Annotated in this window: 10 protein-coding genes, 1 tRNA gene and 5 pseudogenes; 5 read left to right on the top strand and 11 right to left on the bottom strand. The window is 67.5% G+C overall.

Annotated features, from left to right (window positions below):
• Positions 1-429: pseudogene (locus GJ629_RS09420) on the bottom strand (methyl-accepting chemotaxis protein); the annotation flags it as partial.
• A gap of 159 nt (positions 430-588) precedes the next feature.
• Here GJ629_RS09420 and GJ629_RS09415 point away from each other — a divergent pair.
• A pseudogene (locus tag GJ629_RS09415) lies at positions 589-1456 on the top strand (ZIP family metal transporter).
• Positions 1457-1492: 36 nt separating this feature from the next.
• On the opposite strand, the gene GJ629_RS09410 reads toward GJ629_RS09415, so the two are convergent.
• The 4 genes and pseudogenes from GJ629_RS09410 to GJ629_RS09395 all read right to left on the bottom strand — a co-directional run bounded on the left by GJ629_RS09410 (position 1493) and on the right by GJ629_RS09395 (position 4935).
• Positions 1493-1819: a ferredoxin family protein gene (locus tag GJ629_RS09410; RefSeq protein ID WP_157512738.1), complete on the bottom strand. Its 327-nt coding sequence runs from the start codon at positions 1817-1819 to the stop codon at positions 1493-1495.
• Positions 1816-3144 (bottom strand): FAD-dependent oxidoreductase, encoded by a 1329-nt coding sequence (locus GJ629_RS09405; RefSeq protein WP_157512737.1) that lies wholly within the window; start codon positions 3142-3144, stop codon positions 1816-1818. Before GJ629_RS09405 ends, GJ629_RS09410 begins: the two co-directional genes overlap by 4 nt.
• Positions 3141-4156 (bottom strand): annotated as a pseudogene (locus GJ629_RS09400) (electron transfer flavoprotein subunit alpha/FixB family protein). Before GJ629_RS09400 ends, GJ629_RS09405 begins: the two are co-directional and overlap by 4 nt.
• Positions 4156-4935: an electron transfer flavoprotein subunit beta/FixA family protein gene (locus GJ629_RS09395; protein ID WP_157512736.1), complete on the bottom strand. Its 780-nt coding sequence runs from the start codon at positions 4933-4935 to the stop codon at positions 4156-4158. Before GJ629_RS09395 ends, GJ629_RS09400 begins: the two are co-directional and overlap by 1 nt.
• Before the next feature lie 220 nt (positions 4936-5155).
• On the opposite strand from GJ629_RS09395, the gene GJ629_RS09390 reads away from it, so the two are divergent.
• Positions 5156-6031, top strand: a complete 876-nt coding sequence (locus GJ629_RS09390; RefSeq protein WP_197428528.1) for a hypothetical protein — start codon at positions 5156-5158, stop codon at positions 6029-6031.
• Here GJ629_RS09390 and GJ629_RS17980 read toward each other — a convergent pair.
• On the bottom strand, positions 6028-7725 hold the full coding sequence (locus GJ629_RS17980; RefSeq protein WP_370515851.1) for a histidine kinase N-terminal 7TM domain-containing protein: 1698 nt from the start codon (positions 7723-7725) through the stop codon (positions 6028-6030). The two genes, GJ629_RS09390 and GJ629_RS17980, sit on opposite strands and share 4 nt — an antisense overlap.
• A gap of 47 nt (positions 7726-7772) precedes the next feature.
• On the opposite strand from GJ629_RS17980, the gene GJ629_RS09380 reads away from it, so the two are divergent.
• The 3 genes from GJ629_RS09380 (at position 7773) to lysW (ending at position 9316) form a co-directional block, all read left to right on the top strand.
• A complete protein-coding gene (locus tag GJ629_RS09380; RefSeq protein WP_157512734.1) occupies positions 7773-8420 on the top strand; it encodes an HVO_0476 family zinc finger protein in 648 nt (215 codons plus the stop codon).
• Position 8421: 1 nt separating this feature from the next.
• The gene (locus GJ629_RS09375) at positions 8422-9087 is read left to right on the top strand and encodes a protein-L-isoaspartate(D-aspartate) O-methyltransferase (RefSeq protein ID WP_157512733.1); all 666 of its coding nucleotides are present in this window, start codon (positions 8422-8424) and stop codon (positions 9085-9087) included.
• A gap of 64 nt (positions 9088-9151) precedes the next feature.
• The gene (gene lysW / locus GJ629_RS09370) at positions 9152-9316 is read left to right on the top strand and encodes a lysine biosynthesis protein LysW (protein ID WP_157512732.1); all 165 of its coding nucleotides are present in this window, start codon (positions 9152-9154) and stop codon (positions 9314-9316) included.
• Positions 9317-9584: 268 nt separating this feature from the next.
• On the opposite strand, the gene GJ629_RS09365 is transcribed toward lysW, so the two are convergent.
• The 5 genes and pseudogenes from GJ629_RS09365 to GJ629_RS09345 form a co-directional block, all read right to left on the bottom strand.
• Positions 9585-9656: transfer RNA gene (locus GJ629_RS09365), tRNA-Ala, on the bottom strand.
• A gap of 117 nt (positions 9657-9773) precedes the next feature.
• Positions 9774-10085: a 30S ribosomal protein S10 gene (rpsJ, locus tag GJ629_RS09360; protein WP_370515852.1), complete on the bottom strand. Its 312-nt coding sequence runs from the start codon at positions 10083-10085 to the stop codon at positions 9774-9776.
• Positions 10082-11352 (bottom strand): annotated as a pseudogene (gene tuf, locus GJ629_RS09355) (translation elongation factor EF-1 subunit alpha). Before tuf ends, rpsJ begins: the two are co-directional and overlap by 4 nt.
• Before the next feature lie 181 nt (positions 11353-11533).
• A pseudogene (locus GJ629_RS09350) lies at positions 11534-12480 on the bottom strand (homoserine dehydrogenase).
• Positions 12480-13007 carry an amino acid-binding protein gene (locus GJ629_RS09345; RefSeq protein WP_157512730.1) on the bottom strand — a complete coding sequence of 176 codons (528 nt, stop codon included), beginning with the start codon at positions 13005-13007 and terminating at the stop codon, positions 12480-12482. Before GJ629_RS09345 ends, GJ629_RS09350 begins: the two are co-directional and overlap by 1 nt.
• Positions 13008-13485 lie beyond the last annotated feature (478 nt).

Below are 13485 nucleotides of genomic sequence, written 5' to 3'. Positions count from 1 at the left end.
CTCCTCGCGGGCGGCCTCGGCCTCCCGAAGTGTCTCGTCCAGCGACGCCGCCGCCGAGAGCAGACCGCCGTAGGTCTCGCCGATCTCGTCGATACGGTCGTCGGCGAGGTCGAGGTCGAACTCCCCGGCGTCTATCTTCCGGACGCTCCCGTTTATCTCCCGGAGCGCGCGGTACATCTCACAGTACCCCAGAAACCCTGTCACCGCGACCACGAGGCTGATGAACGCCGCCGCTGAGAGCACGTCGGCAAACAGGACGACCGACAGCGCCGGGGCGCCGACGACGGAGATGAACGCGATGACGAACAGGCGGACGCCGAAGTTCCGCCGGACGGCGGTCGGGAGGTACGGTTCGATGGCCATCGGGACGGCGCCGACGGCGACCAGAAGCCGTTCGAGCGGACCGGCGGACTGTGTTGTTGGTGGCATAGGTGGCTGAGAGACGTCTGGAGTCTAGTGATATTCGTTTACACCGGAGCCGTATCAACGGTTGGGGCGCGTTCTCAGAACTGAGAGCGGTGGGTTTGATATCACGGGGCCGTCTACACTGGAGGAGATGCACACACCGACGACCGGGCGAGAGCAGTCGTGACTGTTGCCGACCAGTTCATCGGGGTGTTCGGGAGTGACCCGCTCGTCCACGGACTCGTGGGTGGGCTGTTCATCGCCACGCTGAACCTCATCGGCGCGTCGCTGATACTGGTCTGGCGGAACCCGAGCGAGCGGTGGCTCGACGGAGCGCTGGGGTTCGCCGCGGGCGTGATGATGGCCGCGGCGTTCACCAGCCTCATCCTCCCCGGGATCGAGTTGACCGAAGTCGTCGTCCCCGGCGTCCCCGCCGAAGGCTGATCAAGCCGCTACCCGTGCTGTTCGGCGTGTTGCTCGGGGCGGTCGTCCTCGACCGCGGCGACGCCATCGTCCCCCACGCCCACTACCTCCTGACCGGCGGCACGCGATCTGACGCGGCCGATCCGGGCAGTTCGGTCCCCTCGGTCGACGATCCGCGGGTCGCCTCTGTCGTCCTCTTCATCCTCGCCATCACGCTGCACAACATGCCCGAGGGGCTGGCCGTCGGGGTCGCCTTCGGCTCCGAGAACGTCGAGCAGGCGCTGGCGCTGATGGTCGCCATCGGCATCCAGAACGTCCCGGAAGGCTGGCTGTCTCCGTCGCAGCGATCAACGCCGGCCTCGACCGGCGGGCCTACGCCGTCTTCGCCGGGATCCGCGCCGGCGTCGTCGAGGTGCCGGTCGCCGTCGCCGGCGCGGTCGCCGTCGCGGTGTTCTCGCCGCTGCTCCCCTACGCGATGGGCTTTGCCGCCGGCGCGATGATCTTCGTCATCAGCGACGAAATCGTCCCCGAGACCCACACTCGTGGCTACGAGCGCATCGCGACGCTTGGCCTGATGGTCGGCGTCGTCGTGATGCTGTATCTGGATATCGCACTGGCAGGGGGATAGAAACAGGACAACGGAGGGGTCGGGAGCGCCCGTGTCTCAGCCGTGTTTGTAGCTGACGCCGTTGCCCGTCGTGGGGTACTCCCACTCGACGTTGCCGTGGGGGCAGGCGAACCGACAGCTGCCACATTCGAGGCAGTTCTCGTAGGCGATGGTCGGGACGCCGCCCTCCTCGGCCCGCCAGACGTCGGCGGGACAGACGTTCGTACACTCGTAGGTCGTACACGTCTCGGCACAGATGCCGGGCACCTCGATGCCGAGGTGGGACTCCCCGCTGTCCTTGTACTTGACAGTGTACAGGCGGTCTTCGATCGATGCGTCCTCGGGTTGTGGCGTGTCGGGTACGCTGGGTGCTGCTTTGCTCATGATAGCATCTTACGGAACTTCCAGGCTTTCTTCGCCATCCCGAACCAGCCGCCGCTGGCGTTCAGGATGTGTGACTTTGCATCCGAGACGTGTTCGTCCTTGGGCCGGTCGTCCATCCGGAAGTACTCCTCGGTGGCGTCGCCCAGCGCGTGGGGCAACTCCTCGAAGAGGAACTCCTTCTCCTCGGCGGCGGTGTCCATAAACCAGCCGTAGTGGTCGAGGTTCTGAACGACGTAGGACTCTTCGAGGCGCTGTTCGTAGGACTCCAGTGCGGCCGCGTCGGACCGGCCGCGGTCTAGGGCGTCGGCGATGGCCTGCCCGGCGTGGAAGCCGCTCTCGACGGCCATGTTCGTCCCCTCCAGATGGATGCCGCTGTTGAGGACCAGTCCCGCCGCGTCGCCGACGATGACCGCCCCGTCGTGGACGAGGTCCGGCATCGAGTCGGGACCGCCCTCCGGGATGGCGTGGGCGGAGTACTCGACCATCCGGCCGCCGCGGACCAGCGGCGCGACCGCCGGGTGCTGTTTGAACTGGTCGAGCACCTCGTCGGGCGTCCGCTCGCCGTGGGCGGCGTCCTCGATGGAGTAGACGACGCCGATGGAGACGGTTCGTTTGTTGGTGTAGAGGAACGCGCCGCCGACGGCGTCGCCGACCGCCCCGTCGCCGAAGTAGTGGGCGGCCAGTCCGGCCTCGCCGTCGAGGTGGAACCGGTCTTCGAGTTTCTCGCGGTCGTACTTGCGGACCTCCTTGGCCGAGACGGCGACGTTGTCGCGGTCGTCCTGTCGTTTGAGCCCCGCGCCCTCGCTGACCAGCGAGTTCGCCCCCTCGCCGAGGACGACGACGGGCGCGCGAAGGGTCCCGTTGGGCCGGTCGGTCTCGACCCCGACGACGGTCCCGTCCTCCCGAATCAGGTCCGTGACGGTCGTCTCGGTGATCAGCGTCGCGCCGGCCTCGACGGCCTGGTCGGCGAACCACTCGTCGAAGTCCCGGCGCAGGACCATCCACGAGTCGTTGTGTGGCTCCTCGCGCCACGCCGCCGGCGCGATCGACATCGACGTCTCGTCGCCGGCGTCGCTGAGCATACTGTAGGTCTTCTTGGCGACGTAGCGCTCTTTGGGCGCGTCCGAGAGGTCGGTCAACTCGCGGATCCGCGGCGTGTACAGCACGCCGCCGAAGACGTTTTTCGATCCCGGCGACGGGCCGCGTTCGAGCATCACCACGTCCAGTCCGTCCTTGGCCATCGTCAGCGCGGCGGCGGTCCCAGACAGGCCCGCGCCGACGACGATGGCGTCGAACTCGTCGTCGTAGTTCGGCGTCGCCGTCATGCTGGCACCTCCTCGCGCTGGAGCCGATCGATCAGTTCCGGGACGACCTCGTGGAGGTCACCCACGATTCCGTAGTCGGCGTTGTCGAATATCGGCGCGTTGGGGTCGGTGTTGATAGCGATCACCGTCTCGCTGTCGTCCATCCCCTCGACGTGCTGGATGGCGCCGGAGATACCGGCCGCGATGTACAGCTCCGGCCGGACGGTCTTGCCAGTTTGGCCGACCTGTCGGGCCGGTTCGATCCAGCCTCGTCGACGGCATCGCGGGTGCCCGCGACCGTCCCGTCCAGGGCGTCGGCCAACTCCCACAGCGGGTCGAAGTCGCCTTCCGTGCCCATCCCGCCGGCGACGACCACGTCGGCGTCGGTGATGTCGGCCACGTCGCCGACGTCCCGTTCGAGGACCTCCGTCATCGTGTCGTCCTCCTCGACGACCACCTCGACGTCGATTACCTCGCCCTCGCGGTCGGGGTCGGGTTCGGCGGCCGGGAAGACGCCGGCCCGGACGGTCGACATCTGCGGGCGGTGGTCCGGGCAGATGATCGTCGCCAGCGCGTCCCCGCCGAAAGCGGGGCGGCGCATCTCGTAGCGGTCGTTTGCCATCTCCAGTTCCGTGCAGTCGGCGGTGAGGCCGGCGTGGTTCGGGACGGCCACGCGGCCGGCGAAGTCACGGCCGGTATGGGTCCCGCCGATGAGCGCGATAGCGGGTTTGCGCTCCTCGACGAGGTAGCGGAACTGCTCGCCGTAGGGGTCAGAACGGTAGGGCTCGAACACCGGGTCGTCGGCGACCAGCACGCGGTCGGCCCCACGGGCGATACACTCCTCGGGGATCGAATCGATGTCCTCGCCCATCACCAGCGCGACGAGGTCCTCGCCGCGTTCGTCCGCCAGATCCCGCCCCTTCGTCAGCAGTTCCCAAGCGACGCTTGCGACCTCGCCGTCGTGCTGTTCGACGAACACCCAGACGTCGTCGTACGCCTCGACGTCGATGTCGGTGTCTCCGGTCGCGGCCATCATCGCACCTCCCCTATCTTTTCGGCCAGTTCGTCGGCGCTGTCGACCATCGACTGCTCGCGCGGGACGGGGTCGGCCGTCGCCATCCCGCCGACTTGGGTCGGCGAAGCGGCCATCCCCACCTCGTCCTCGACGCCGAGGTCCGAGGCGTCCCACTCGGTGGGTTCGAACTCCGTCTCGGCGTATATCTTCCGGTGGAGGTCGGCCGTTCGCGGCGTGTTCTCCCCGAAGCCCATCGCGACGACCACCGGCAGTTCGGCGGCGACCCGTTCGTAGCCGCCCTCGACGTCCCGGCGGGCGACGAGGCGGTCCTCCTCGGGCCGGGCCTCCAGTTCCTCGACGTAGGTTAGCTGTGCCCAGCCGTTGTGGGCGGCGATGCCCGGCGGGACCTGCCCGGTCGAGGAGTCGGTGGTCTCCTCGCCGCCGAGGACCACGTCGGCGTCGAGTTCCTCGGCCGCGCGGGCCAGCGCGAGACTCGTCGGCCACGTGTCGCTGCCGCCGAAGGCCCGGTCGGTCAAGAGCACGCCATCGTCGGCGCCCATCCCGACGGCGACTTGCAGCACCTCCCCGGCCGTCGGTGGCCCCATCGTCAGGGCTGTCACGGTGCCGCCGCCGGCCTCACGGAGCGACAACGCCGCTTCGATGGCGTTGTAGTCCGGCGAGTTGAGGACCGCCTCGGCGTCCGAGCGGTTCAGTCGTCCCGTGTCCGGGTCGATAGAGACGTCGTCGGCGTCCGGGACCTGCTTTACGCAGACGACGATGTTCCATCCGTTGTCCATAATGTATGCCCCCGTCAATGCGGGTTGTTTTCGTCGCTCTCCATCCGAACCGATGTTCTTCCCGGTAGTAAACGACACCCAGTTTCCCACCTGCTGGGAACCGCGCCCGGGAAACCGTACACCGGCTGTTGTAAACTTTCACTCAGTGTAGTCGTTCCTGATCGTTGATTTTGGATCTATGAAAAGATATTTCATCGTTCCTTCTGTACAGCGGAATGCGATGGAAGGAAACCAGTCACGGCGGACGGTGCTGAAGGGTATCGGTGGGGCACTGGCGTCCGCGGCGGCGCTCGGCGCCGCAGGGACGGCGGCGGCCAAGGAGACGACCAAGGCCGGCAGCGACCTCTACTACGATCCGGCGGTCGAGTTCACGGCGGCGTCATACGACGGCGCGGACCGGAAGGGCGCGCTGCTTGAGGCCATCAAGTACGACACGGCGTCCTGCCTGATCGGGGACGTCCACTACATCGTAGACGACGGGGACGACACCTACGACGTGCGCGACGACGCCGCCGACAGCGACGTCGGCGTGACCGTCGGCGGGCTAGACGAGGCGTACCTCTCGACGCAGATTCCGGTCGCGAACGGCGAGGCCGACCTCTACCAGCAGGCGTTCGTCAACGAGACGGACAACGCACCGTCGCTGCTGATCGAGAACGACCTCGAACTGCCGGCGGGCGGGGACTACACCGTCGCGACGCTGGCCAACCCCGAACTCGGCGACGAGGACAACGACGCCCACCTCGTCTCGGAGGGGTACTACGACGTCCTCGTCGTGACCGACGGGACCGACTACGTCGCCTTCGCCCAGCGCGAGACCTGGCGGAAGGCATTCGACGACCAGCAGGTCGGCATCGAGGCCACGAGCGAGTCAGCGTGGGAGAACGCCTACGTCGACGGCGACGCCGCTCTCGACACCAACACGAGCAACAGCGGCGACGTCGACCTCGCGTTCACCCTCGCGGTCGGCGACCGCGAGCAGATCACGTGGACGACGGCCATCGGCTTCGGCACGACTGAGGCCGACGCCGTCGACCGCGCCGTCGGCGCCCTCGAAGCCGGCTTCGACAGCGAGCGACAGGACAGCCTCTTCTAGGTCGCCGGGAGCGTCAGCGACACGGTCGTCCCGTCGTCGCCGGTGTCGAACGCCACGGTCCCGCCGAGGCGGTCGACGCCCCACTGGACGACCCACAGACCGAGGCCGCTCCCGTGGTCCAGATCCGTCTCCGTCCCCGAGCGCAGCGGCGACAGTTCGTGGTCGGGGATCCCCGGGCCGGCGTCGGCGACGACGACTTCGACACCCTCGGCGGTTCGGTCGACGGCGACCGAGACCGGGTCGTCGCCGTGGGCGAGCGCGTTCTCGACGATTTCGGCAAGTATGAGCGCGAGCACGTCCGGTTCGGCCGCGACCGTCAGTCCCTCGGGGACCGACACCGCGACGGCGTCGGCGTCGGCGCTCGCGTCGTCGACCGCCGACCGAACGAGCGTGTCGAGGTCGACCGTCGTGCGCTCGCCGTCGGTACCGATGGCCGTCTCGATGTCCCGGACCGTCGCGCCCGTCGCGACGAGGTCGTCTGCCGTCGTCGCCGCCGTCGAGAGCATCGACTCGGTTTCGGGGTCGTCGATCCGGTCGCTCGCCGCCTCGACGTACCCTTTGACGACGGTGAGGTCGTTGCGGAGGTTGTGCCGCAGGACGCGGTTCATCACTGTCAACCGCTGCTCGCGGCGGACGGCCTCGGTCACGTCCTGGAACACCAGCGTGTAGCCGACGTGGTCGCCGCCGGGGTCGGTCAGCCGTGCCGGCGTCACGTCGTACTGGCGGCGCTCCCCGCCGGCCGCTATCGAGAGCCGTTGTTCGTCGGCGTCCGGGTCGATTTCGGTGTCGAGCAGCGACGACAGCGACTGGGTCAGCGCGGCCCGTTCGTCGGCGTCGACCAGCGACTCCGCGGCGGCGTTCAGCGTCACGACCCGCCCCTCGGTGTCCACGATGACCACGGGCGTCCCCAAATCCCGTATCGCCGCCTGCTCGCCGGCCCGCCGGGTCCCCGGCAGGAACTCGAACATGTCGTTGCCGACGAACGCGTAGACGTCGAGGGCGACGTGCGGGAGGAAAAACAGCGGCGTGAGGTTCAACGCCGGCATCGCCGGGCCGAACCCGAACAGCCACAACAGCAGCGTTATCCCGGGGATGGTCGCGCTGGTCCCGACGGCAAGCGCCTCCCGACGGAAGAGGGGGCCGTAGCTCAACACCGTGTCGAACAGCAGGAAGACGCCGAGGACGACCCACAGCGTGGCGAACGCGAGGACGACGAACAGCCCCGGCTCGTGGGTGTACTCGGTACCGGCCAGTCCGGCCACCGAGACTACGTCGAACCCCCGGTAGACGAGGCCGTGGGCGCCGTTCGAGAGGACGAGGAGGTTCGAGCCGACCGTGAGAGCGAGCGGGACCCGGTAGAGCCACGTCGAAAGCACCGCAGTCCGGCCGGTGTACCCCAGCGCGAACCCGAGATAGCAGACGGCCGTCCACGGCATCGCCACCAGCGTCAGGAGTTCGAGCGCGAGGCGCAGCGTCGGGTCGAACACCAGCAACGCGACGGCGTAGCTCAGACACCACGTCGTCTGGGCGACCATCGAGGCGAGAAACCACCGCGCGCCCGGCCGCTCGCGGTAGGGCCACAGGCGGGCGAACAGGTACACCGTCCCGAACCCGGCGGCGAACGACCCGACGAGGACGACCCAGCGGCCGATCACGGCTTGGCTATCGGCCCGGACGGTGGTGTAGCTTTGCACTCGGGCCGGTCACACGGCTTTTACGTCCCGGTGGAGTACTGTCGGGTATGACTGCAAACGCCGAGCGGATCGGGGTCGTCTGCCCCGCCTGCTCACCGGAGCTAGAGACCGTCCACGAGGTCCTCAAAGAAGGGGGCCAGTTGACGGTCCGCTGTACCGAGTGTGACCACGTCCACAAGACCACACCGCCCGAGGACGACGAGATACAGCGCGACGTCGTCGTCTCACAGGACGGCGAGTCCTTCAGCGACACCGTCGACGTGCCCGCTGAGGAGGCGCTGTCGGTCGGCGAGGAGTTCCTCCTAGAGACCGAGGAAGCGATTCTGACCGTCCGGATCACCAGCCTCGAACTCGACTCCGGCCGCGTCGACTCGGCCGAGGCCGAGGACGTCGAGACAATCTGGACGCGGGTGGTCGGCAACGTCGCCGTCAACACGACCATCCACCCGAAAGAGGGGACCCGCGAGGGGACCCGCAGCGAGCGTCTGCAGGTCCCCGGCGACTACGAGTTCGTCGTCGGCGAGACGGACAACCTCGGCGACCTGGAGTTCACCGTCGAGGGCATCCACATCCGCGAGGACGCCCACGGCTACAACCACGAGAAACTCGACCACGACGGCGACATGGCCTTCGCCAAGGACATCAATCGGCTGTACGTCCGCGACGAGGCGACGACCGCCTGGTCGGCGTGGTAGGATGGGACTGTTCGGCGGCGACGGGAGCGACGACCCGAGCGCCCGCCGGGAGTCGATGGTCGCGGACCTGCGTGAGCGCGGCCGCGTCACCGACGAGGCGGTGCAGTCCGCGATGGCGACCGTCCCCCGCCACGCGTTCGTCCCCGAACAGCACCGCGACCGCTCGTACGCCGACCGCACGCTCTCCATCGGCGAGGGACAGACCATCAGCGCGCCGCATATGGTCGGGATCATGGCCGAGTTGCTGTCGCTGTCGCCCGGCCAGCGCGTCCTCGAAGTCGGGACCGGCTGTGGCTACCACGCGGCCGTGACCGCCGAACTGGTCGGGGCCGACGGCGTCTACAGCGTCGAGTACCACGACTCGCTGGCCGAACAGGCCCGCGAGCGCCTCGGGGAACTGGGCTACGGCGGCATCTCGATTCGGGTCGGCGACGGCCACGACGGCTGGCCCGAACACGCCCCCTACGACCGGGCGTATCTCACCTGCGCGCCGGCGACGCTCCCGGATCGGGTCCTCGATCAACTGCGGCCCGGCGGACGTATCGTCGCCCCGGTCGGTCGCGGCCAGCAGGAACTCGTCGTCGCGACCAAGCGTGACGACGGGAGCCTCGACCGCCGAACCAACGGCGGCGTCCGGTTCGTCCCGATGGTCGGCGGCGAAGAATGACGGGCGCGACCGCTCGACCGATTTCGACCGTTTGATAGTGCGCGCGGCCGACGGTCAGGACGCTATGGCAGACTGTCCCGAATGCGGGGCCGACGTCGCGCCCCACGCAGACGCCGAGATCGGAGAGATAATCGACTGTGGCACTTGCGGCGCGGAACTGGAGGTCGTCGACGACGACCCCGTCGAACTCGACACCGCCCCGGAACTCGAAGAGGACTGGGGCGAGTGACCCGATAGTAGCGTTGATTGGGTTCGGACCGGTACACCCACCCGATGCCCGAACCGCTGTTGTGCCCGGACTGTGGGTGGACCGGTACGAAGGCAGACACCGACGACGGCGACTGTCCCGTCTGTTCGAAGACCGTCGAGTTCGTCGAGTGACGCGAGTGGACCGGCGAGGACGGGAGCGAGTGACGGACTGCACGAGAGGGACGTAGCCGGCCGTATCGGAGGGACGCGGGAGTATGATTGACTCACGAGGGAACGAACGGAGTAAGTGGACTCGCGGGGATTTGAACCCCGGGCCTCTTCCTTGCGAAGGAAGCGATCTACCGCTGATCTACGAGCCCGCGTTCGGAAGCAGGGGGCGCAACGGTTTGAATGATGCGATCCCTGCGCGCGAGACGGCGACGGTCGCCGGCTCGGATTAGTCCCGTCGTCCGACGGTCACGCTCCGGGTGGAACGCTCAGTCCTCGAGGACGATCTCGATGGAGACGTCGTTCGGGACCTGGATGCGCATCAGCTGTCGCAGCGCGCGTTCGTCGGCGTCGATGTCGATCAGCCGCTTGTGGACGCGCATCTCCCAGTGCTCCCACGTCGCGGTCCCCTCACCGTCGGGGGACTTGCGGGCGGGCACTTCCAGCGTCTTGGTCGGCAGCGGGACGGGCCCGCTGAGCTTGACGCCGGTCTTGTTCGCGATCTCGCGAACGTCGTCGCAGATGTCGTCCAGGTCGGCCGGGCTGGTGCCCGCGAGCCGAACGCGTGCCTGCTGCATTATTCGCGCTCGTCGACGCTCAGGACCTTGCCGGCCGCGATGGTCTGACCCATGTCACGGATGGCGAAGGAGCCGAGCTCCGGAATCTCGCTGGACGGCTCGATGCTGAGGGGTTTCTGCGGACGGACGGTGACGACCGCCGCGTCACCCGACTGGATGAAGTCGGGGTTCTCCTCGTCGACCTCACCGGAGGACGGGTCGATCTTCTTGTCGATGGACTCGATGGTACAGGCGACCTGTGCCGTGTGGGCGTGGAAGACCGGCGTGTAACCGGCCGTGATGACGCTCGGGTGCTGCATCACGACGATCTGGGCCTGGAAGGTCTCGGCGACCGACGGCGGCTGGTCGACCGGGCCACAGACGTCGCCGCGGCGGATGTCGTCCTTACCGATGCCGCGGACGTGAACCCGACGTTGTCACCGGGGCCGGCCTGGGGCACCTCTTCGTGGTGCATCTCGACGGTCTTGACCTCGCCGCCCACGTCGCTGGGCTGGAAGACAACGTCGTTGCCGGGCTCCATCGTCCCGGTCTCGATCCGTCCGACCGGGACGGTCCCGATACCGGAGATGGTGTAGACGTCCTGGATCGGCAGTCGAAGCGGCGCGTCCGTCGGCGGCTTGGGCTCCGGCAGCGCGTTGAGCGCTTCCAGCAGCGTCTCGCCGTCGTACCAGTCGGTGTTCTCCGATTCCTCGGAGACGTTGTCACCCTCGAACGCGGAGGTCGGGATGAACTTCGCCTTGTCGCCGTCGAAGGCGACCTGCTTGAGGAGCTGCTTGACCTCTTCGACGACCTGGTCGTAGTCGGACTCGCTGTAGTCGACAAGGTCCATCTTGTTGACGGCGACGATGAGCTCGTCGATGCCCAGCGTCTTCGATAGGAAGACGTGCTCCTGGGTCTGGGGCTGGACGCCGTCGTCCGCGGCGACCACGAGCACGGCGTTGTCCGCCTGGGACGCGCCCGTGATCATGTTCTTCACGAAGTCGCGGTGGCCCGGACAGTCGACGATGGTGAAGTAGTACTCGTCGGTGTCGAACTCTTGGTGGGCGATGTCGATGGTGACACCACGCTCTCGCTCCTCGGCGAGGTTGTCCATAACGTAGGCGAACTCGAATCCGCCCTTGCCCTTCTCTTCGGCTTCCTCTTTGTACTGCTCGATTACGTGTTCCGGGACGCTCCCCGTCTCGTAGAGGAGTCGTCCGACCATTGTACTCTTGCCGTGGTCAACGTGGCCGATGACGGCCAGGTTCTGGTGCGGTTTGTCGTCGCTCATTTGTGTATCTCACGCGCAGAGGCGCTGTGTCGGAAACTTTTGGCAGACGCTACTAAAACGGTTTCGATACACCACCAGCGTGACCCCGTCGCTGTCCCGCGTTTTGCCACGCGGTGACACGGGCCACTCAGACGGAACGGACGCGTCGCTACCGGATCGAGAGACCGAGAACGGAAGAGCGTCACTCCAAGCGGCCGACGTCGGCGAGCACTGCCGTCGCCGTCTCCGGGCCGCCCGCACCGCGTCCGCTGACGTTCAGCCTCCCGGCGTTGGCCGTCTCTAGCTGGACGATGTTGCGCGTCCCGGTCGGCGCGAGCGTTCCGTGTTCGGGGACCAGTCGCGGCCCGACCCGAACCTCCCCGCCCGCGACTTCGCCGATGAGTCGGATCGTCTGACCGTCCTCTTGTGCGAGTTCGAGAGCGCTGCCGGGGATGTCTTTGATGCCCTCGACGGTCGCGTCCTCTAAGGTGTACGTCCGGTCGCCGCCCGCGAGGACATTCGCGACGATGACACACTTCAGCGCCGCGTCGGTCCCCTCAACGTCGAAAGAGGGGTCGGTCTCGGCGACGCCCAAGTCCTGGGCCTCCGCGAGGACGTGTTCGTACCCCAGTCCCTCCGCGGCCATCCGCGAGAGGATGAAGTTCGCGGTTCCGTTGAGTACCCCGCGGACGGCCGTTATCTTCTCCGGACCGTAGTCTTCGACGGTCGAGAGGACCGGGATGGCACCGCCGACGGTCGCCTCGAAGCGTACCGAGCCCTCGCTGTCGGCCGCCAACTCCATCACGTCGCCGTAGCGCTCGCGACCGGCCCCTTGTTGGCGAGGACGACGTTCCGGTCGCGGGTCAGCGCCGCCTCGACGTGGCCGAACCCGGGCTGTGCGTCGCCCAGCGTCGTCGGCGTCGCCTCGATCAGCGTGTCGTAGGGGCCGGAGAGCGCCGCCTCGGGGTCGCTATCTCCGACTGTCCCCTCGGAGGTCTTGCGCTCGACGACCGCCTCGACATCCAGTCCCTCGGGGTCGACGGCCGCCGTCGAGGAGTCGACCATCGCCGTGACGCGGTGGCCGTACTCGCCCGCGAGGTCCGCGACCGAGCGCCCGACGACGCCCGACCCGACGATTGCGAGGTCCATCACGCCTCACCTCCGACTGCCAGCGGTTCGACGACATCTAGGTCCTTCTCGTCGGCCACCGACCGGACCGCCGACAGCGTCGACGCGACCGACCCCTGCTCGGTCGCCAGCCTGATCCGGGCGCTGGAGCGCTCGTCGGCCCCCTCCGGCGCCGACAGCGAGAGGTCGGTCACCCGCCCGTGAGTCTCCTCGCGAAGCCGCGAGACGGTGTCCGAGAGGTCGGTCTCGACGAGGTGACCGATCAGTACGACCGACAGCTCCTCGCTGTAGCGCTCCTGGCCGGCCTGAATGACATTGATCCCGGCCTCCCTGAGCGCGTCGACGATGTCCTCGAACCGGTCGGGGGTCGCCTCCAAGTCGACCTCGACGGGGATGTGTCCCCGCGGTGTGACGTTGCCCCGTTCGTGGAAGATAGAGAGGAGATTCCCTCCGTTGTTGGCGATCGGTCCCAGCGCACGCAGCAGTTCGCCGGGTTCGTCGACCAGTTCCAGCCGAACCGTGTATGCGCGCACCTCCTCACCACTCATCGTTCGATCACCCTGCGGTGGGCAACGTACATCGTGTTGGAATCTGACGCTGGTCGCCTATAAGAATCCCACGCAACCACTTTTTCCTCCTTCGGGTGTCCTCGCGAGCGCCGCAGGCGCTCGCTGTGGGCACCGCTCAGTCAGAAAAACGTGGGGAAAAACTCCCTGCGGCCTCGTTCCACTCGGCCGCAGTGGTCGAGGGGTGCCACGACGGCGACCTCGTTAGAGCTTCGCTCTGACGGTGAAACGGCGCTCACTCCGTTCGCGCCGTATGCTTGTTCCAGCACCGCGACCGCTTCCGCCATTCCGCATTCAGTATTCGTTAGATTGTGGAACACCGCTGGGGCCGGGAACGAGTGGCGCGGCGAGTTCCGCCGCGCCCACGTGACTCGGGGAAGGGCAGGGCTGCTGTTTCGTCGCGGTAACACGCCCAGCCTTCCTACTGCTGGCGAACGAAGTGAGCCAGCAGGAAGTTTTT

This window comes from Halapricum sp. CBA1109 (genome assembly GCF_009741825.1).
Classification (GTDB): domain Archaea; phylum Halobacteriota; class Halobacteria; order Halobacteriales; family Haloarculaceae; genus Halapricum.
Note: the sequence above shows the minus strand (reverse complement) of the source record. Positions and strands in the feature narration are given on the sequence as shown.

Coding starts and splice junctions, on each gene's coding strand:
- GJ629_RS09390 (WP_197428528.1), top strand. CDS start 5,156: ATGGAAGGAAACCAGTCACGGCGGACGGTGCTGAAGGGTATCGGTGGG.
- GJ629_RS09345 (WP_157512730.1), bottom strand. CDS start 13,007: ATGAGTGGTGAGGAGGTGCGCGCATACACGGTTCGGCTGGAACTGGTC.
- GJ629_RS09395 (WP_157512736.1), bottom strand. CDS start 4,935: ATGGACAACGGATGGAACATCGTCGTCTGCGTAAAGCAGGTCCCGGAC.
- GJ629_RS09405 (WP_157512737.1), bottom strand. CDS start 3,144: ATGACGGCGACGCCGAACTACGACGACGAGTTCGACGCCATCGTCGTC.
- GJ629_RS09375 (WP_157512733.1), top strand. CDS start 8,422: ATGGGACTGTTCGGCGGCGACGGGAGCGACGACCCGAGCGCCCGCCGG.
- GJ629_RS09410 (WP_157512738.1), bottom strand. CDS start 1,819: ATGAGCAAAGCAGCACCCAGCGTACCCGACACGCCACAACCCGAGGAC.
- GJ629_RS09380 (WP_157512734.1), top strand. CDS start 7,773: ATGACTGCAAACGCCGAGCGGATCGGGGTCGTCTGCCCCGCCTGCTCA.
- lysW (WP_157512732.1), top strand. CDS start 9,152: ATGGCAGACTGTCCCGAATGCGGGGCCGACGTCGCGCCCCACGCAGAC.